The following is a 20,901-nucleotide window of genomic DNA, read 5'->3' on the forward strand; positions in this document are numbered from 1 at the left end:
CCGTATGCCTACGGGGCATACACCTGCAAATTTCCGTACTCTGCAATAAGCGGGGCCATCTGGCGAAAGCCTAGCTTGCCTGCTCCGAGAAGCGGCCCCCAGGTCGAACCGTCATCTTGCCACCGGAACAGCACCAGACCATTCACGGCAAGAAGCACCTCACGCCCCCGCTTCAGCGCCAGCATCCGATACGGCCCCACCGCATCCGCCACATCCGGAATCGGATCGGCTCCCTGTGCGACAAGGTGAAAGCCGTAGCTTTTGCGCAGGTTGCACGTGTGAAATTGCCGCTCCTCGGGATACCGGCGGCGAAAGTAGGAGATATGGAACGCATCGATATCTCCATGATGGTATTGATCATAGATGCCTGTTCGCTTGGCCAGCCCGGGATCGAACACATCCTGCCCTTCCCTGCCTTGAGCGCATAAGAACATAATCGCCAGCCCCGGCTCGCGAACCGGCCAAAACTCCCAGCTGACCGCGATATCGGCAGGCAGCGCCTCCGGGCACCAGAACACCAGATTGGCGGCCTGCCCTTCACCGGGGTCGCGCGTGCTCTCGAGCCGCATCCGGCCCATCGGGAAGGAGACCGCCCCGTCCCCCTCCATCCGGAAGCCCGCCACATCGTTCTCCGACCGCAGCGGATTGTTATACACCATGCGCCAATCCGGCGGTATCAGCTCCATACCCTGTACACCTCTTCCCGCCGTCATCTTACCCGCTCCTGTATCGCTTGCCGCTCTTGCGGCACCTGCGGCTCCGGCAACCAGCCGGCAATGAGCTCTAGGGCGATAATCGTATTCAAAGACCACTGCGCCGCTTCGTTCGTATTCATCCAATCGATTTCGTCGAGCGTATCCACATGAGTCACGCTAGCCGCATCCTGCACGAGATCGACGCGCGCGAACGGATTTTCGTTCAGAATGTCCCAGCACTTCCGCGCAGTCTCTTCGTCGTTCTTGTAATAAGCACCGTAAGCGACGATCGCTGCGCTAAGCACGGGATGCTCGAAACGCTTCGTGCTGATACGGCCTTCCGTCAGCTTATCCTTGTCTTCCTGCGACTTGTTATAGTACACGCCGAATTCCGCCATCATCTCTTCCCACTCGGGGTCTTTCAGCATGCCGGCGAGCTCGAACCATACTTGCGGACCGCCCATACAGATCGCCAAATGGCGTCCCCAGTTGTCGTCTCCCATCGGCGTCAGCACACCCGTCTTCGGGTCATAGCCGTAAGTCGGACCCGAGATAAGCCCATAGTTAGCTCCCTTGATGCAATCGATGCCGACCAAGATTTTATCTCTATAAGCTGTGTCTTCATAGCGCTCCCATCGGGTCATCCAGTTCGAGGAGAAAGCCGCCCAATCCGGACCGACCCGGATATGCGTCGGATGCTCGTCTTTCGGGAAGTAAGCCCGCATCGGATCAAGATGAACCGTCGTGAAATCGGAATCCTTCACTTCGTCCATCATATCCCCGATCCGCTCATCTGCGGTCAAATAATAGAAATAACGGTGCAAACCGGCCATGCCGATCCGCGCTTCCTTGCAGCCGCAGCCCCAGTGGACGACGTTATGGCGGGAGCCGAGCCCGGCATATTCACCGAAGTGGTACACGTCGACTTCGCTCGTATGCCGCGTCATTGCCTCCGCCATCCGGAAGATATCGCCTCTTCCCGAGCGCAGGAACATGATCCACAGCCACATATTCGGCGCCAGCTCCGTGTTCTGCCACGCACACCCGCCTAGGTCGTAATTCCAGACGTGGCGCACCGGATCATAGCTGTGCATGAAATCGCCGTAGTCCCAGAACCCGTACCACTTGCGCTGCTCGACTTCCTTCTTGTAAAAGGCAATAATGCCGTCCAACCGCTCCTCCAGCTGCCGTTTGGACGCTGTCGAACGGTCCGGCAAACTCCAGATGCCGAAAGCGCCCGCCTGGCGGTAATACGCCGGCTCGCATACGAGGAGCGATGGGCTGTCCGTCTCCTGCTGCATAAGCTCCAGCGTCTCCGGAGCCGGCGCTCCCTCCGTGCACCACAGCATGAGCTCGTTCGTATTGGCGATGCCGTACGGGGTGGCGCGAAGCTCCTCGGCTCCCTCGTACGATGACTCCACATGCGTCTTCGTATCATAATGCCGCAGATCCATCGGCTCGCCGTCAGGCGCCCACAGCCATACCGTGAGCGAAGCCTCGGACTGCGACGTGCCGTGCGCTTCGAAGCCGGACGGATGCTTCTGCCAGAAATGGCGCAGCCCCGCCGCCAAGCCCCCGCCTTCGCCGCCTACGTAAGCCACACCGCCCGCACGCCGCCCGTCCGTCACTTTCACCCAGGAGCAGCCTTCGCCCGTCCGTTTCCATATCCGGTAATGGTCGGCCGACAGCTGCATCAGCTTGAAGCCGTCCCATGTAGCGGAATCGTCCAGCAGCCCGAGGAAATACGCATCCTCCTCCGGATCGAAGCGGACCGGGCTGCCTGCCGTCTGATGCTCGAACAGTTCGCGGTACTTGCCTTTGGTACGTCGCGTATGCAGCGTCTTCGGCGATTCGCTGAAAGCGCCGCTATCCCCGGCGAACCGGATATGCCGGTTATACTGCGCGCCTCTCATCGGGATTGCGAAGCGGACGCCCAAACCTTTGATATAGTCCTCATGCGGATTGCCGTCATAATAAAACGTATGTACGATACGTATCGTGTCGAGTCCCGCATAGAAATACAGCCGCATCGAGAATGGCAGCCACTTCCTGGCGCCGCCGGCAGCGCGGTGACTGCCTTCGATTTTGACAACCGCCCGAAGAGGTCCCTCCTGCTCCACGGTCAAGCGGTGCACATCGCTCTCGAACGGTTCTTCCCTCGTCGTTCGGATACCGGAGGCTGCGCTGCGGCTCTCCTTGATGCAGACCAGCTCGCCGCCGGAGCAGATCTCCGCGCCGCCGCGAACGATGCTGCGCAGCCAGCGGCTGCCCTGCTTGCCGAGCGTGCACTCGATGACTCCCGTGTTCAACCGGACCGTCTCATCGGTTTGCGTTACCGTCACCGTATGTACCGGAGCGGCGCCTTCGCCTTTGCTCACTGAGAACGCATCGGTCCCGCCTGTCAAATCGGCCGCCGCATGAGCGGTCCATTTGACGCTACCGTCCGGCCAGTAGGCCGTCGCCCAGCTCTGCATCGGTACCGCAGTCCCGTCGCCGCTTCTCAGCAGCCTCAGCTCCTCGTCCCGGCGCAGTTCGCCCTCTCTCCAAGGAATCCCCCAAGTCATCCCCGCCGGCAGCGAAGCCTTATGTGATAAACTGTGCAATTGAATAGCTGTGTTCATAGCCAAACGCTTCATCTCCTTCCCCGTCATAAGCCCCATTGTAGAGAAAGTCCGTCTTGCCCTCAATGAGACTTTATTGACGGGGATGAGCACCGTGTTTTCCGGCCTTTTGCACATTTTTGCCCCTTTTGCACATTATTGATTACGAATGCTGACTAAGCTCTCTGTAGCTCGTCGGCGTCATCCCTTCAAGCTTCTTGAAGATGCGGTTAAAGTAGCTATGCTGATACCCGACCTGCTCGGCAACGTCGTTGATTTTCATCTCGGAGTTGCGCAGCAGCTCCTTGGCTTTCTCGATGCGCAGCTCGGTCAAGTAATCGATGAAGTTTTTCCCTGTCACAATCTTGAACGATTTGCTGAGAAAAAACGGGTTCGTGCCGATATGATCCGCACAGTTGTCGAGCGATATATCGTGCTTGTAGTTTTGCTGCAGGTAAATCATCGCTCCTTCGATCAATCGTTTGACCTCGGCGTTGGAACGGCCGGAGAGCTCCTTCAGGAACGGTGCGAGCACCTTGTCCCTGAACCATTCGAGCATCCGCTTCGGCTCCCGGATTTGGGACAGCTGCTCATACAGATTCGCTCCTCTGAACAGCCGGTTCGGATGAATGCCCGAAACCATAATGGCATGCTGCACATTGCCGAGCAGATGCAGCATCCCTTGCTGCACATCGATTTCCTTGGCGCCCTGACACGATAATGCCTTCAGGAACGCCTCCAGCAGCTCGAACGATTCTTCTTCCCTGCCCGTACGCAGCGCTTGAATAAGCTCCCGCTCCAGCGAGAACGGATACTGCGGCTCCGCCTTGGCATCGCCCTCCATAATGCCTTGCTCCATATCGATGATCTGATTGACATTCTCAAAGTTGCGGTAGCTGACCGCCTGCTTCGCCCGCTCGAACTCATGCGGAATATCCGATATGCGGGCGACCGGGCGGGAGAATGCCATCGTGACGCGCATTTTCAGAATGCGGTTGATCGACGCCGTCAGCTCGTCGCTGAACGCTTCGACGGCCTCCTTGGCCGGACGGTGCTCCGGCAGAATCAGCAGCAAGCCCGCCGTCAAATCGTGGAAATTAAGCGTATCGCACTGCTCGAAATGCTGGGCCGCCAGCTCCTTAATCATGTTGACCGCCGCGAAGGTGACCAGCCCCTCGTCCCCATTGCGGAACGTTCCGTCCACACTCGCCATGCCGATGAGCTGCACATGCAGCACCACAAAATGCCGGTTCCGCACGTCCCACTTGAACTGCTCCATCCGCCGCAGCAGATCTTCTTCCGAATAAGCGTACATATAGCCGTGCAGCAGCTGGTGCAGGAAGCTGTCCTTCACATGCGGCAGCTGCTCCGCCAGCTTCGTGTTCAACTCCAGACTCTCTTTGTGCATATGCTGCCACTGCTTCTCAATCAACGTGAACTCATCGCCCTGCCCGGCCCAGACGGCTCCGCCCCCATGGCCGCCGAGCATCGTGACAAGCCGTTTGACGGGCAGATAAATGCGGCGCGAAGCCAGCCATGACAGCAAAGCTGCGAGCAGCAGCGCAATCAAGCTTACCGTAATAATCAGCTTCGAGATGAAGACGACCGGCGACATAATGCTCGTGATCGGCGAGGCCGAGACATAGGTCCAATCATCCGCGATTCTGGACAGGCTGCCGTAAGAAACCGTATACGTCGAGTCTTTCCAATCGAAGAAGAAAGAGCCTTTCGGCGCATGCAGGCTATCGATTTTGCCCCGCAGCGCTTGCACGAACGGCGATGTGGAAGCGCTTCCGTTCGCGGAAAAGTAAAGGTCTCCCGAATTTTGCAGCAAAAACGCCTCGCCTTCGTAATAAGGCGTCATCGTTTTGAGCAAATTGGCCATTTTCTGGTTATCGAAGCGAAACACGATCACACCGAACGGATCCATGCTGCCGCCGGGGATATGATGGACTAACGTCAGATCCTTTGCCTCCGGATGGTTCGGATCGAATGCCCATTGTGTCCAGAACGTCGTATTTTTACTATGAATCAGCTTCTCGTACACATTGTCCGAAAGACGGTCCTCAGGCACCGAATACTCCGGATTGAACAGCACACGGCTGAATCCGCCCACGTAGAGCTCCGCTTTCTTCACCATCGCGTTCGAGCCCTGCATGGCGACCAGCGTCTTGGTCATATCTTGCGTTCTTTCGAAATTACGAACGAAATCAAGCCCGTTTAAACTGGAATCAAATTTATTATCAAATGCCCAATGAGCCAGCAGCAGTTCCAAATTGCTCAGCTGATCGTCGATCTGCTCGGAGCGCTGCTCGATTTGCTGATAATGGAGCTGCAGCAGCTCGCTCTCGATGCGGCCGCCCGCCATCCCATATACAAGCGCCCCCATGATGAGGCCGGGTATCCCGGAAACGATAAAAATCATAATCAAGCTTTTTCTGTAAAAACGCCCTTTGCCTCCGTCTGTCCGGCTTAACCAATTACCGATTCTGCTTTTAACCGTTCTCATTCTCAAGAGCATGTTCTCACCAACCATTTCTTAAGTTTAAGATGAGCGGACGGTAAATGATGTCGATGAAGCCCGCCTTGAATGACAATCAAATATAATTTCAAATATAAATTCGAGCATACAACGCCAATTGCGTTGGTGGAAGCTAAAATTCCGACTTTCTTATCCAAATTTCCGACTTCTTTGAACACAAAAGAAACCAGCCCCCTGGAAATCCAGGTAAGCTGGTGTCTGGTTGTTGCCATGAAGCTCGGATATTTAAGCCAGGGCCTTACTTCTTCGCTGCGGCATACAGATCGTTCATTTCTTTCACGAGATCGTCGCCGCCCGATTTTTTCCACGTTTCGAAGGCGGCTTTCAGGCCGGCCTCATCCGTTTGACCGACGATGAATTTGATGCGCGCGTCATTGATAACGTTGTCGAGCTGCTGGCCTTTTTGCGAGTAAACCGTGGAGATGAACGGCTCAGCCGGGTTGGCCACGATGTACTGCTCCGCTTCTTTTTGAATCTTCGCCGTTTGCAGACGAAGCGGCGTTTGCTTCACCTTCAGTCCGCGGTCTTCCGGAATGAACGGCAGCATTTGGTTCAAGCCTTCCACCTCGGATTCCAGCAGCGCGGCGTCCTTGGTCGGTACGACAGCTTCGCCGTCTTTCGTATAATGCTTGCCTTCGATCCCGTATCCGGCCAGTGTCGTCAATGCCGGTTCATTCATTTGGTCGAGGAATTTCAGCACGCGCTTCAATTCATCTTCCGTTTTCACCGTCGATTTGGGAATCGCCAGCATGCCAGCGAAGCCTGATGTCGGCAGCGCCTTCAACCCATTTTTGCCCGTCACGCCGATCATATTGTCCACATAATGGACATCCGGCTTGTCTTTGCCTTCCTTCGCGAGCGCCGCATGGATTTTATCGTCGATTCGTGCCGCAGTATCGGTCACGTCTACGATAACGCCGGCTTGATTGTTGACGATAGGATCATTCCATTTCGCCGAATCGAACACGGCAAAATCCTGATTGATCAGCTTCTCGTCATACAGCTTTTTCATAAATTTCAACGCTTCCAAGTACTCCGCCGTTTGATGCTCCGGCACAAGCTTGCCGTCAACGACGCCCCATTTGTTCGGCGCCCCGAACCACAGCTTAATCGTATCGAAACCGCTTGCCCATTGGCCGGTCCATTTCACCAAAACCATCCCGTAAGTATCGGCTTTGCCGTTCTTGTCCGGGTCTTTCTCTTTGAATGCCTTCAGCATATTGTAGAAATCATCGATCGTTTTGGGCTGCTGCAAACCGACGGCTTCCAGCCAGTCTTTCCGGTAATTGATTCCGTTACGGCCGAGTGCGCGTCCGCGGTAGATCCCGTAGTTTTTGCCGTCGATCGAAGAGTTGTTCATGATGATGGCGTTCGCTTGACTCAAAGTAGGGAATTCTTTCAAATACGGTCCGACTTCCCAGAATGCGCCGGATTTGGCCGCATTGACGAAGCTCGGATTTTTCACATCCGGCACATAGATGATATGCGGCAGCTTGCCTGAGGCCAGCGTAATGTTGAATTTATCCGTGTAGGAGGAGTTCGGTACCCATTCCAGGTGAATATTCGTATTCGTTTGCTTTTCGATTTCGGTCACAACCGGCCCGTCGTCTTTCGGATAGTTCGTTTTGAAAATGGGCAGCATGATGTTCATATCGAGCGGTTTGGCATTTTGCGCAGCTGCGGTCGCAGCCGCTCCGGGCGATGCGGCCCCAGCCGCAGGCGTCGTTGCCGCCTCCTTCCCCCCGCTGCACCCTGTAATCGCTGTGATGGCCACCGTACCGATGGCTGTTGTAGAAATCCATTTTTTCATCTCATAACCCTCCTTTTAATAGTTGCCTATATCGTAATCCGTTTTACCCTTTGACCGAGCCGATCAAGACCCCTTTGGCAAAATGCTTTTGCAGGAACGGATAGACGAGCAAAATCGGAATGGTGCCTACGACGATAACGGCCATTTTGATCGATTGATCCGGAGGCGCCACAAAGTTCGGGTCCATCGAATTCAGATCGCCGGCCGCCGCCTGCGACAGCAGAACGATTTGTCTCAGCATGACCTGAAGCGGCCATTTGGCCGGGTCGTTAATGTACAGCAGCGCGGAGAAGAAGTTGTTCCAATGCCCCACCGCATAGAAAAGTGTAAACGTCGCAAGCACAGGCATCGATAACGGAAGAACGATCTTCCACAGCAGGCCGAGCTCCGTGCAGCCGTCGATCTTAGCCGCTTCTTCCAGCTCGGGAGGAAGCTCTTGGAAAAAGTTTTTCACAATAATCAAGTTAAAGGCGCTGATCGCACCTGGGATCATGAGTGCCCAATACGTATCCAGCATGTGCAATTCGCGTACGACCAAGTAGGTCGGGATCAAGCCGCCCCCGAACAGCATCGAGAAGACGACCAGATTCAGCACCGTACTGCGGCCCATCAGAGTGCGTTTGGACAGCGCGTATGCCATTGTCACGGTAAAAAACAAGTTGACCGCCGTGCCGAATACCGTCACGATGAGCGACACCCAAATACTTTGCAAAATCGTATCCGTAGAAAAAATGAATGTATAAGCCGCTAAGGTAAACGTTTCCGGAATGAGGAACACCGCTCTTTTCGTCAGCTCCGCATCCGATGCGAACGAGCCCGCCACGACATAGATGAAGGGCAGAACGGCCAGCAGGCCGATTATGCTGAGCACGATCACGTTCGTAACGTCGAATATTGTACCTGGTATGCTTTTGTACTGCTTTGCCAATAGTCTCTCCTCCTTCTGCGCGAATAGGTTCTTGGCTAGTAAATGCCCGATTGGCCGAACCGCTTCGCTAACCAGTTCGCCCCCAGTACGAGCGTGACGCCGACGACCGCTTTAAACAAGCCGACTGCCGTACTATAACTGAACGCCCCTTGTGTAATCCCCATCATATATACATACGTATCGAATACTTCGGCTACGTCCCGGTTGAGCGGGTTGCGCATCAGAAAGATTTGTTCGAACCCGTTGTCCAGCACATCGCCCATCCGTAAAATGAGCAAAATGACGATCGTACTGCGGATGGAAGGGAGCGTAATATGCCACATTTGCCGCCAGCGATTCGCCCCGTCCGTAATGGCCGCTTCATACTGCTCGACATCGACGCCGGCCAGAGCCGCCAGGAAAATGATCGTTCCGAAGCCCGTTTCTTTCCAAATCGTTTGGATAATGATCATTGGCCTGAACCAGTCGGGGCTGGATAGAAAGTCGACTTTGCTTCCTATATATTTCTGCAGCAGTTCGTTGACGAGTCCCCCTTCGGTCGTAAGGAACACATAAGTCAAGCTCGCTACAATAACCAACGATATGAAATGCGGAACATAAATGAGCGTTTGGATCGTGCGTTTGAAAAATGCAAGCCTGATTTCATTCAGGAGCAGGGCCAAAATAATCGGCGCCGGGAAAAAGAACAGCAAGTTGTAGAACGAGAGCAGCAACGTGTTGCGAAGCAGCATGAAAAACTCCGGATTCGTAAAAAAGATGCGGAAATGCTCCAATCCGACCCAATCGCTTTTCCAGAAGCCCAAGAAGGGCTGATAATTTTTGAAAGCGAGCAGTACGCCCCACATCGGGACATATTTGAAAATAATGAAATATAGCAAACCCGGAGCTAACAGTGCATAGATCCATTTATCTTTTCTTAACCGGTTCAGCACGCTGGAGCGCTGCGAAGCTTTGGCGCTTGCCTTATGCGCTCTCTCCATTTGATTAGGGGCCGCCGCCTGTTTCATTCCCATCACCTCCAAGTTATTGATCGCATCTGCGAGCGGTGTACCCTTATTATCGAGCCGCACTGACCTTTCCGCCAATCGGACATTTTTGAAAACACTTACAAACCCCTGTTTGACGCCAAAATCAAGAAAATGCAAACCGCACAAAAATGTAGAAGACGCCGTACAAAGCTAGAAAAACCGTTCAAAAGACGTACAAATCCGCGTAACAAGGCGTGCAAAAATGTCTTATTGTTCATCCTTTCAAAACCGCTTATAGTGGATGCTATTGTTGAACTGTGAACATGAACGATATTCGAAATGGATGGGTGAATAAAACATGGGAAACAAATTGTATCACGGAGCGGCCTGGTATCCGGAGCTTTGGCAGGAGGATGTGCTGAAGGCGGATATCGAGTGGATGAAGAAAGCGGGCATCAACGTCGTGCGAATTGGAGAATTCGCGTGGTCGAACATGGAGCCGCAAGAAGGCGAGATCGATTTGAGCTTCTTTGTCCGCATAGTCGGACTGCTATATGACAACGGCATCGAAACGGTGATGTGCACACCGACGCCTACCCCGCCGATTTGGTTTACGGACGGTCATCCCGAGCGCATGTACGTCAACGAGCAGCTGCAGACGATGGGCCACGGCTCCCGTCAACATGCTTGCACGAACCATCCTTACTTCCGGGAAAAAGCGGCTATCATTACGGAGCATATCGCCCGCGCCATGGGCCGATTGCCCGGTCTGATCGGCTGGCAGCTCGACAATGAGTTCAAAGCGCATGTATCCGAATGCATGTGTGCAACTTGTCTTACCCAGTGGCATCAATGGCTTGAACGCCGTTACGGTACGATCGAGCGGCTCAATGACACTTGGGGCACGCAGATCTGGAGCGAGTATTACCATCGCTTCGATCAGGTGCCGCAGCCGGGACCGGCGCCTTTCCTGCATAATTCGTCGCTGAAGACGATGTACCAGCTCTTCTCTATGGAGTCCATCGCCCAGTTCGCAGACGAGCAGGCGGCGATAATCCGCCAATATTCGGACGCTGGGATTACACATAACAGCAGCGTTGCATTCAGCGTCGACAATGAGCGTCTGTTCCAAGGCCTGGATTTCGCTTCCTTTGATACGTATGCCACGTACGATAACCTGCCGGCCTATCTCATCAATAACGACCTGTTCCGCAACTTCAAACGGGGGCGCGATTATTGGATTATGGAGACAAGCCCCTCTTATGCCGCTTCGTTGGAAAGCTACGCCAAGCCGCATCCGAACGGCTACCTCAAGGCTGAAGCCGTAGCTGCTTACGCGCTTGGCGCCGAGGCGTTCTGCTACTGGCTGTGGCGGCAGCAGCGGGCCGGCTGCGAGCAGCCGCACGGCTCCGTGCTGAGCGCATGGGGCAAGCCAACCGTCGGCTATATGAACGTGTTGGAGGTCGAGCAGGCGCGGCAGGCTATCGAAGCCACGATCCTGTCCACCCGGCCGGCGCAGGCGGAAGTCGCGATGACTTATTCGGACCGGGCCAAAGCGTTCCTCAAGACGGAGCCGCACCGCAAGCTGAATCATCGCGGACTTGTCACCGACTTCTACGCGCGTCTGCTGCATGTCGGCGTTCACCGGGACGTCGTGCCGGAAGGTGCGGCACTTGACGGCTACAAGCTGCTGTTCACCCCGCTGCTCCCTTACGTCTCGCCGGACTACATTCAGCGGGCGACGAAGCTGGCCGAGGACGGCGGCGTGTGGGTCATCGGCCCGTTGACCGGCGGCCGGACGGAGTCGCACACCGTCCACACGACCTCCGCGCTCGGCGAGCTGGAGGAGCTTGCGGGCGTGGAAGCCGCCTTCACTTACCCGATGGACGACAGCGGCGCCATCGGCAGCGCCTTTGGCCATACGGCCCCGCTCTCCCTCTGGAGCTCCGTCTACGAGCTGAAGGGTGCGTCAGCGGTCGGCACGATCGAGGGCGGCCTGTCGCCGGGCCTTGCCTTCGTAACGGAGAAGCGCTGCGGCAAAGGCAAGATCGTCATGCTCGGCTCCATGCCGGCCGGCGAGGAAGGCCAGCGCATGCTGGACGCCCTCATCATTCACTATGCCGATGAGGCCGGGGTTACGCTGCGCACGGACGTGACGCCGGGCACCATCGTGGCGCCGAGGCGCGGCGACGGGTTCGACGTCTGGGTCGTCGTCAACATGGACGGCAAAGGTGGCAGTGTTACACTGCCTGCCGGCGGCGTCGATGTGTTGACGCAGGAGCTTATCGCGCCCGGCAGCAAGCTTGCGGTAGGGAAATACGAATACAGAATGATTCGGATTTGAGGTTGGATGCTGAGCGGTTTGTGCGCTCAGCATTTTTTGTTGCGCGCGGGGCGCGGGGCGCGAGGCGCGCGGGCGCGGGGCGCGGGGCGCGAGGCGTGGGGCGCCGCATCAATCCGTTGCCTCGGCTAACGGACACAGATGCTCTTATTCGGCCAATCCCGGCCGATTTATGCTGCTAACGGACGCCAGTGGCGTTATTTGCCCTCCGGGGCGCGTTTTCGCCCCCGGAATCGGCAAATAACGTCCTCCGTGTCCGTTAGATTTTTCAAGAGCCGCTTCCCCTGGAAATAGCGGCTCCCCTGTCCGTTAAACCGCGGGCGACGCCAAGCGCGGGCAAATACATCCGAACCCGCGACCACCGCGGGGCGACGCATCAGTCCGTAGTCTCGGCTAACGGACACAGATGCTCTTATTCGGCCAATCCCGGCCGATTTATGCTGCTAACGGACGCCAGTGGCGTTATTTGCCCTCCGGGGCGCGTTTTCGCCCCCGGAATCGGCAAATAACGTCCTCCGTGTCCGTTAGATTTTTCACGAGCCGCTTCCCCTGGAAATAGCGGCTCCCCTGTCCGTTAGACCGCGGGCGACGCCAAGCGCAGGCAAATACATCCGAACCCGCGACCACCGCGGGGCGACGCATCAGTCCGTAGCCTCGGCTAACGGACACAGATGCTCTTATTGGGCCAATCCCGGCCGATTTATGCTGCTAACGGACGCCAGTGGCGTTATTTGCCCTCCGGGGCGCGTTTTCGCCCCCGGAATCGGCAAATAACGTCCTCCGTGTCCGTTAGATTTTTCACGAGCCGCTTCCCCTACAAATAGCGGCTCCCTTGTCCGTTAGACCGCGGGCGACGCCAGGCGCGGGCAAATACAACCGCACCCGCGACCACCGCGGATGCGCCGCATAAGTCCGTTGCCTCGGCTAACGGACACAGATGCTCTTATTCGGCCAATCCCGGCCGATTTATGCTGCTAACGGACACCAGTGGCGTTATTTGCCCTCCGGGGCGCGTTTTCGCCCCCGGAATCGGCAAATAACGTCCTCCGTGTCCGTTAGATTTTTCACGAGCCGCTTCTCCTGGAAATAGCGGCTCCCTTGTCCGTTAGACCGCAAGCGGCGTCTAACGCCCCGCTGCCGTCTTAACGACGGCCAACGAAACGAAAAGACAGAACACCGCCGCATACCATAAGACCGGCCGCAGCTATCACGGCCATATGCATACCGGCCGCAAAAGTGGTGGCCGAGCTCACCATCGCGCCGAACAGGACAACGCCCAGTGTCGCGCCGATCTGGCGGCTTGCGTTCAGCGCGCCCGATGCCGTGCCCCCTAGCTCTCGCGGGGCAGCGGACATCACAGCAGCGATTAAGGAAGGGATCGTGAGCGAGATGCCGCAACCGTTCAAGAGCAAGCCGATCATCGTCAGCCCGTAGCTCGTATTTTCATCCGTCCACACTTGCAGCAGCATCCCGGCAGCTCCGAGAGCAAATCCGGCAACGATCGGCATTCTTGCACCGTATCTGGCGACAAGACGGCCTGTTAGTATGGGGCCCAAAGCTAACGGAATCATCATCGGAAGCAGGGCAAGCCCTGTGAGATGGGCAGAGAAGCCTCTGACATGCTGGTAAAATAATGGCATAACGAACAGCAATCCGGACAAGCCGATATTGACCAACAGACCGGCGAGCATCCCGGCCGAAACCGCTGTGTCTTGGAACAAACGAGGCGGCAGCAGCGGATGGGAATGCTTCCGCTCCAAGTAATAAAACAAAACGCCGCCGGCCGGCACGAGGCACAAGGCTCCCACAATAACAGATGATGCCCAACCGTAAGCATCGCCCTCCATTAGGGCAAAGCATAGCGCTGCAATAACGAGAATGGCGCAGAGCTGCCTAATGACACCTAATTGCTGCCGGCCCCTGCGAGGTGTCTCGCCCGCATAGCGCCATACGATAGCGAAGCTAACGAGAGACACAGGCACATTCAGCATGAAAATGCTGCGCCAACCCAGTGTGTCAACCAGCAAGCCGCCGATCACTGGCCCCGCGGCCATCGCTGTCCCTGTGATGGCAGCCCATATCCCCAATGCCCTCGCTCGCTCCGCCGGTTCCGGATATGCATGGCTTAGAAGCGCCAAGGAAGAAGGTGTAAGGAGTGCACCCCCGACTCCGAGAAGGGCCCGCGAACCGATCAATGCCGCAAGTGAATGAGCTGCCGACGAGACCACCGAGATACCGGCAAAAAGGAGCAATCCGGCGAGAAAGACGCGTTTGGCCCCGAGCTTATCCGCTAATACGCCCATAGAGAGCAGCAATCCCGCGAATAGGATCGTATACGCATTAACAACCCATTGCAGGCCGTCTATACCGCTGCCAAGATCGTTTCTAATCGACGGCAGCGCCACATTCACAACAGTTGTATCCAATAAAACAAGAAAATAACCGAGCGAGGTACCGGTCAAAAGCAACCTCTTCTTGAAATCGTCTGCAGGACGGGCCTGCATTTGTCTTGAAATTTCCAACGGAATTCTCCCCTCTTCACCATGTACATATAGTCGTCGTATTCGACATGGAAAGTGTATAATGGAATTCACATTGAATTAAGATGACGGTTTATCCTAGGAGTTAATCTCCCGGGATGGCTGGCCTCATCTGAAGAAAGGCTGTACTATGGATAACTCAAATCAACAGCGGCTTCGTGAACTGGCCCAGTTCCTGCGGACACGGCGCGAACGTCTAACTCCCGAGCAAGTTGGCTTTTCACCGCAAGGTAGAAGGCGTACGCCCGGGCTTCGCCGGGAAGAAGTTGCCATTCTGTCCGGTGTCAGCGTCGATTGGTACACTTGGCTGGAACAAGCACGGGACATTCAGGTCTCTTCACAAGTGCTCGAGAGCATCGCTTCGGCTCTCCGGCTTGATCCGATTGAACGCAACCATCTATTCGTCTTGGCGCTGCAGCATCAGCCTTCCGTTCGGCAGCAGGAAGACTGTGTCATCCATCCGACACTGCAAAGTTTCCTTGATGGTCAAGGGAGCAGCCCTGTCTATGTCATGAATCAGCGTCTCGATATTGTGGCCTGGAACCAGGCGGCCAACCTGATTTATGGGGATTACGAGAAGATGTCCAGGCAGGATCGCAATTCGCTCTGGCGGTCCTTCGTTTCGCCTTATACCCGCGAGATGCTGCAAGAAACATGGGAAACGCACGCCAGACACCGTCTGGCTCAATTTCGCGCGAATTATGGGAAATACGTAGGCGATCCATCCTTTATGGAGCTAATTGAGGCGTTGAATCAATCGAGCGAGGAATTCAGAGAATGGTGGCCGCAGCATGATGTTTTGAATGGCCCTGAGGGAAGGAAAGTCAACTATCATCCGGCTGTAGGCGTGCTGGAATTCGATCAGCTCTCATTCCTGGTCATGGATGCCCAGCATCTCACCGTTACCGTGAATGTCCCGGCAAATGAGGATACGAGGTTGAGAGTCCATAAGCTTCTAGCGAATTCTTATTGACCTAAGCCTGTTTGGTCGTGTGACAGGCGGCGCTTCTCTCTGCAGCGGATATCAAAAAAGACTGCTGATCATCAGCAGTCTTGCAGTCTTTCAGTCTTACCGTCTTTCAATCTTACCGTCTTACCGTTTTACCGTCCTTCAGCCTTACCCTCTTACCGTCTTCCCCGCCTTTATCCGCGCAGCAAATCCGCTACACTGACCGGCTGTCCGGTTCGGATTGCGCGGTTCGCGGCGATGCCGACAAGAATGGATCGGGCGCCGTCCAGATGGTTTGCCGCTCGTCGGAAGCGGTCCTCCTTCGCTTCTCCGAATATGTCATTGAGCAGCACGGGATCTCCTCCCCCGTGACCGCCAACGCCGCTCTCCACTTCCACTTCATAAGGTTTGCCGAACATCGGAAAGAGTCGAATCTCTTTATTCTTAATCGCGCCTTCAAGCGCTTTATCTCCGCCCGAATTCACATACGATTGCTCCATGATCGTCATCTCCAGGCGCCCTTTCGTCCCGTTGAAAGCAATCCGGTAGCCTTCCCAAGGGGAGTACGCGTTCAGCGAGTAGGTCAGAATCGCTTTGTTCTTATATTGAACAAGCACGCCCATCGTGTCCTCAATGGAGATGCCGTCACCGAAGACGTTCTGGTCGCGCAAATAACCGTCCTCGTGCTCGGCATCCAAATACATCGCCTTGAGCCGTCCGTTCCGGTCCAAATGAAGCGCGAAAGGGTCGTCCTCGGCAAGCGGGTTGCCTGTCGCCCTGTTGTAGAACTGGGTAATTCCGCGTTTTTCCGCATTTTCCCGCCCATAGAAGAGCAGATCGCCAAGCGCAAACACCGTAACCGGTTCCGAGCCGATCCAGAAGCTGACGAGATCGAAATGATGCGTCGACTTGTGAACGAGCAATCCCCCGCTATTGCGCTTGTCACGATGCCAACGGCGGAAATAGTCGGCACCGTGCTTGGTATTGAGCAGCCATTCGAAATGTACGGAAGTAACGTCACCGATAGCGCCGTCCTGAATCAACTCGCGGACTTTCGTGTGGTGAGGCGCGTAGCGGTAGTTGAACGTAACGCGCACGTTCCTGCCCGTTTTCTCCACCGTATCCAGAATGCGCCGGCACTTCTCCTCATCGATCGTCATCGGCTTCTCCGTGATAACATCGCAGCCCAGCTCCATCGCACGAATCATATACGTATGATGAGTGCGGTCCACACTCGTGACGATGACAGCATCCGGCTTCTCGCGCTCGATCATGAGGTCGAATTCCTCCGCTTTGTAGGTGCGGACTTCAGGATAATCGAATTTATGCTGCAGCTGCGCTTTCGCATAATCCATACGCGTCTGGTTGACGTCGCACAGGGCTAACAGCTCCGCGGTTTCCCGAAAGTCGGTTGCAATCGCTGAATAAAAGAACCGCGCTCGCCCGCCGGATCCGACTAGCACGTATTTTTTCTTAATCGTCATGGTTTCACCCTTTTCCTTATGCTGAAGGCCAACCGTTAGACGGATGGTTCCAATATCGCCAAATCGCTCTCGAAGACATAGCGGCCCGATCCGAGTTTGAACCGGCTTTCCTCTGCCGCCGCATTCTCGATGCCGTCAATGGCATACACGTGGCCAGGCACATAGACCGTCGCCGTCGTGTTGACGGGAACCGCCACTTCCAGACGGAACTTCTTCGTTGCGGACAAGCTCCACTTGACCTCAATTGTCCCGTACAGGGATTCATAGCCGGCATGGACTTGAGTCAAACGGCCGCCCGGCCTTGGCCGGATGATGGCGTGTTTGAAGCCGGGTTCCGCCGGATCGGCTTCGATGCCGGCCATGTAACGGAACATCCACTCTCCTACCGAGCCGAGAGAATAGTGATTGAACGAATTCATCGACGGTGTCTGGAATCCATTATGGGCGGTCCATCCGTCCCAACGCTCCCAGATCGTCGTTGCTCCATGTTTAATCGAATACATCCAGGAAGGAAATTCCTCCTGTGTGAGCAGCGTGTATGCGACATCCAGCTTCTCGTGCTCTGTCAGTGCCGGAAGCAAATATCCGACCCCCAGGAAGCCCGTCGACAAGCGGTCTCCTTTCGCGCGAATGTTAGTGGTCAAATGCTCGGCTGCCAGCTTGTTTTGCGCTGGGGTTAACAGACCGAACTGCAGCGCAAGTACATAGACCGTTTGGGTCTCCCCTTGAATGCGTCCGTCAGCGTCAACGAAGGCATCGCGGAACGCCCGGGCGATCTCAGCGAACAACGCCTCATAACGGTTCTGCTCCTCCGTACGCCCCAGAACGCCCGCAATCTGCGCCAACAGCCGTGTACTGTAAGCAAAATAAGCCGTCGCCAGCACTTCCTTAGGCGTATCCGCATCGATGGACAACCAATCCCCATAGTTGGCATAGGCTGGCCGGACCAGATCATCGGTGTTATCCCGAAGATATTCCACCCAGCGGACCATCGCATCGAAATGCTTCGTGAGAATGCGCGTATCGCCATACATTACGTATAACGTCCATGGAATAATAACGCCTGCATCACCCCAACCGGCATTATCGGGGGCGAACCAGTTCAGGTTCGTATTCCACATTTTGTGGCGAATCCAGCCGGCGTCCGGGGCCACATCGGTGAAGGCTCCCGACGGCTGCTGGCTGTCAATGACATCCTGCATATATTTCGTAAAGAAACGTGACACATTCATATTGTAAGCCGCCGTGCGCGCGAATATTTGCGCGTCTCCCGTCCAACCCAGCCGCTCGTCGCGCTGCGGGCAGTCCGTCGGTACGGATAAGAAGTTGCCTCGTTGTCCCCATGTAATGTTGGCATACAGACGATTTACCATGTCATCGTTCGTTACAAGCTTGCCCGTTTCCGGCATCTCGGAATGAATGACTTTGCCCTCAATCGTATCCAAATCCGCCTCTCCGGGGTATCCGATCAATTCCACGTAACGGAAGCCGTGAAACGTAAAATGCGGCTCGTACCGCTCCTCGCCGTCCCCTTTGAGCACATAGTGATCCTGCTGAACGGCCACCCGCAAGTTGTCCAAATACAAGCTGCCGTCCGGATTCAGCATTTCGGCGTGACTCACGGTGACCTTGGTTCCCTTTGGACCTCGAACCTTCAGTTCCGTCCAGCCGACCATGTTTTGACCCATATCGTAAATATAGGTGCCATATTCCGTGCGGCGTATCGATTCCGGCTTCCGCGTTTGAATAATGCGAACCGGAGGCTCCACGTTGCCGGCAAGCAATCCGTTATACCCGGAACGGACATCGGGAATTTCCCAAGCATCCGCTTCCGCGTACCCGGGTTGATCCCAACCCGTCGGCTCCAAGCGGGCGTCGTAAGCCTCCCCTTTGATCATATCGGAATACAGGATGGCCCCTTTGGCTGTTCGCCATGAAGCATCGGATACGATGTTCTCGCTCGTGCCGTCGGCATACTCAATCTGGGCTTGAAGCAGCAGAAACGGTCTCTCCCCATACACATGTTTGCCCAGAAATCCGACCGTTCCCGCGTACCAGCCGTCGCCCAGCATGACGCCAAACACATTCTCGCCAACCGCCAATTCCTCCGTTACATCGTAAGCCTGGACTTGGATGCGGATGTTATAATCCGTCCAGCCCGGCGCGAAGAGCGAGCCGATCCGACGGCCATTTATCCGCAGGTCGTACAAGCCTAACGCCGTTACGTAAACGAAGGCGCGTTTTACGGCTTTCGCCAGACGGAAGCTTTTGCGCAAGTACGGGGATGGCTGCATGTCAACATTGTGCTCCTTCTTGCGGCCGATCCACTTCGCTTTCCACTCCCCGCGGGACAGCAGCCCCATCGACCAGTATGCGGTTTCACTCCAATCCGAAGCGGTCCCGTTACGGTCCCAGACCCGGACCTTCCAGTAATAGGATTGCCCGGAGCGAAGCGCTGCCCCCGCGTAGGCTACCTGCGTCGATTGACCGGAAACCACTTTTCCGCTATCCCACATATCGCCTTTCTCTTCATTCAGCTGCTCCCGCGAGGAAGCGACCAGCACTTGGTATGCTTCTTGTACGGCGCCCCGTTCGTTCGACGCCAGCTTCCAGAACAGCCGCGGCTGTTCAACATCAATTCCCAGCGGGTTATGTGCATATTCCGTTAAGCAGTCAATAATGGCTAAGCTCACAATGCATCCCTCCTTAAAGTTTACAGCTTGCTAGCTTGTATTATAGAAGGAGAATCAATCGCTGTTATGGGGGGATCGACAATAGTTTATAGGGCATAATCATTATTTTTACATCAAAAAAGCGATTCGAATGTCTGCCTTCGTCCATACATGAAAGAAATAACCTATAAAATTGAACTCAATCCCCTATGTTGACGGGCACATTATGTATTACAGTCGAGAAAGTTAACCTGTACTCGCATCCATTGTTTAATCCCGTTTTGAAACCGATTACATCGATGGACACTGTGAGACTTCGGAAAGGAGGAAAGTGATTGTAGACTGACCCGCTCATAGAGCGTATTAAAGGAGGAATTAGATTGAGATCATGGGTACTCTTCGTTATGTCGGTCTTTCTATGCTTTTGCCTGTCGCTGAACATCGCCGCAGCAGCCCCTGCCACCCTAACGGCAGAGCTTGACGGTACGTCAGGGATCGTTACAATATCCGGCAACACCGGCCTGCCGGGCGAACACGCCGTTACGGTGCAGGTTCGCGATCCACTCAAGCGCCTTGCCTACCTGGATCAAGGAACAAGCCATGTCAACGGGGAATTCTCGTTTTATTTTCAAGCGGATTTAAGCGTCTCGGGTACGTATTCCGTATCAGCCCGCGGAGATACCGCTGACGCCATCTCAACAACGACTTTCGTTATCGCAGTTCAAGACACAGTCGCTCCCGTTACGACTGCCTCGGTAAGTCCCCTCGACGGCCAAGGCGGCTGGTACGTGACACCGCCGACTGTAACGCTTAACGCTGCAGACAACGTTTCGGTGACCGAAACCGTGTACCGGTTGAACGGAGGTGCTTGGAACCTGTATACCCAGCCTGTCACCATAACCGGTCCGAACGGCACGTACCCGTTCGAATATAAGAGTGTCGATCAAGCGGGTAATGAAGAAACCATCCAATCACTGACGTTGAAAATAGATCAAGAAGCGCCTATAGGCAGCGTTACTTTAGATAAGAGCACATTGTGGCCGGCGAATCATAAGCTCGTTACGGTGACAGCGGATGTTTATGGATTTGATGCGGTATCGCAAATTGACTCCATCGTGCTAACGTCCATCACAAGTAATGAAATGCTTCAACCGGGAGATATTCAAGGTGCGGACTACGGCACATCCGACTTGCAATTCGCTCTACGCGCCGACAGATTAGGCGGAGGTTCCGGTGAAGGCGCCGGCAGAGTTTACACCATTACCTACACAGTAACGGATAGAGCCGGAAACAGCTCGGCGGCTGTTGCGACGGTCACGGTACCACACGATCAATCCGGCAAAATTAAGTAATGATCCAGCGGAGGTGTTAG

General features: G+C 55.3%; 12 protein-coding genes. 3 read left to right on the forward strand and 9 right to left on the reverse strand.

What is annotated here, in order from left to right; genetic code table 11:
- Positions 1 to 8: 8 nt before the first annotated feature.
- The 6 genes from PUT07_RS18770 to PUT07_RS18795 form a co-directional block, all read right to left on the reverse strand.
- Positions 9 to 713: a DUF1961 family protein gene (locus PUT07_RS18770; RefSeq protein WP_274469889.1), complete on the reverse strand. Its 705-nt coding sequence runs from the start codon at positions 711 to 713 to the stop codon at positions 9 to 11.
- Entirely contained in the window at positions 710 to 3,316 is a 2,607-nt protein-coding gene (locus PUT07_RS18775; RefSeq protein ID WP_274470879.1) for an exo-rhamnogalacturonan lyase family protein, read from the reverse strand. The genes PUT07_RS18770 and PUT07_RS18775 overlap by 4 nt, the downstream gene beginning before the upstream one ends.
- A 142-nt stretch (positions 3,317 to 3,458) precedes the next feature.
- Positions 3,459 to 5,816 (reverse strand): helix-turn-helix domain-containing protein, encoded by a 2,358-nt coding sequence (locus tag PUT07_RS18780; RefSeq protein ID WP_379240013.1) that lies wholly within the window; start codon positions 5,814 to 5,816, stop codon positions 3,459 to 3,461.
- Positions 5,817 to 6,075: 259 nt separating this feature from the next.
- Positions 6,076 to 7,647: an extracellular solute-binding protein gene (locus PUT07_RS18785; RefSeq protein WP_274469890.1), complete on the reverse strand. Its 1,572-nt coding sequence runs from the start codon at positions 7,645 to 7,647 to the stop codon at positions 6,076 to 6,078.
- A 43-nt stretch (positions 7,648 to 7,690) separates the two neighbouring features.
- A complete protein-coding gene (locus PUT07_RS18790; RefSeq protein WP_274469891.1) occupies positions 7,691 to 8,575 on the reverse strand; it encodes a carbohydrate ABC transporter permease in 885 nt (294 codons plus the stop codon).
- A gap of 35 nt (positions 8,576 to 8,610) precedes the next feature.
- On the reverse strand, positions 8,611 to 9,582 hold the full coding sequence (locus tag PUT07_RS18795; RefSeq protein WP_379240355.1) for an ABC transporter permease: 972 nt from the start codon (positions 9,580 to 9,582) through the stop codon (positions 8,611 to 8,613).
- A gap of 319 nt (positions 9,583 to 9,901) precedes the next feature.
- Between PUT07_RS18795 and PUT07_RS18800 the strand changes: the two genes are divergently transcribed.
- Positions 9,902 to 11,887 (forward strand): beta-galactosidase, encoded by a 1,986-nt coding sequence (locus PUT07_RS18800; RefSeq protein ID WP_274469892.1) that lies wholly within the window; start codon positions 9,902 to 9,904, stop codon positions 11,885 to 11,887.
- Positions 11,888 to 13,026: 1,139 nt separating this feature from the next.
- On the opposite strand, the gene PUT07_RS18805 is transcribed toward PUT07_RS18800, so the two are convergent.
- The gene (locus PUT07_RS18805) at positions 13,027 to 14,406 is read right to left on the reverse strand and encodes an MFS transporter (RefSeq protein WP_274469893.1); all 1,380 of its coding nucleotides are present in this window, start codon (positions 14,404 to 14,406) and stop codon (positions 13,027 to 13,029) included.
- 148 nt (positions 14,407 to 14,554) lie between these two features.
- On the opposite strand from PUT07_RS18805, the gene PUT07_RS18810 reads away from it, so the two are divergent.
- Complete coding sequence (locus tag PUT07_RS18810) at positions 14,555 to 15,397, forward strand: helix-turn-helix transcriptional regulator (protein ID WP_274469894.1); 843 nt, start codon at positions 14,555 to 14,557, stop codon at positions 15,395 to 15,397.
- Between the two features lie 170 nt (positions 15,398 to 15,567).
- Here PUT07_RS18810 and PUT07_RS18815 read toward each other — a convergent pair whose 3' ends face one another.
- Positions 15,568 to 16,857, reverse strand: coding sequence for a Gfo/Idh/MocA family protein (locus tag PUT07_RS18815; RefSeq protein WP_274469895.1), 1,290 nt, complete (start codon positions 16,855 to 16,857; stop codon positions 15,568 to 15,570).
- Positions 16,858 to 16,892: 35 nt separating this feature from the next.
- On the reverse strand, positions 16,893 to 19,550 hold the full coding sequence (locus tag PUT07_RS18820; RefSeq protein ID WP_274469896.1) for a family 78 glycoside hydrolase catalytic domain: 2,658 nt from the start codon (positions 19,548 to 19,550) through the stop codon (positions 16,893 to 16,895).
- Between the two features lie 359 nt (positions 19,551 to 19,909).
- On the opposite strand from PUT07_RS18820, the gene PUT07_RS18825 reads away from it, so the two are divergent.
- The gene (locus PUT07_RS18825; protein ID WP_274469897.1) at positions 19,910 to 20,881 is read left to right on the forward strand and encodes an OmpL47-type beta-barrel domain-containing protein; all 972 of its coding nucleotides are present in this window, start codon (positions 19,910 to 19,912) and stop codon (positions 20,879 to 20,881) included.
- Positions 20,882 to 20,901: the final 20 nt, after the last annotated feature.

The organism is Paenibacillus sp. MAHUQ-63, from assembly GCF_028765165.1.
In the GTDB taxonomy this organism is placed as follows: domain Bacteria; phylum Bacillota; class Bacilli; order Paenibacillales; family NBRC-103111; genus Paenibacillus_E.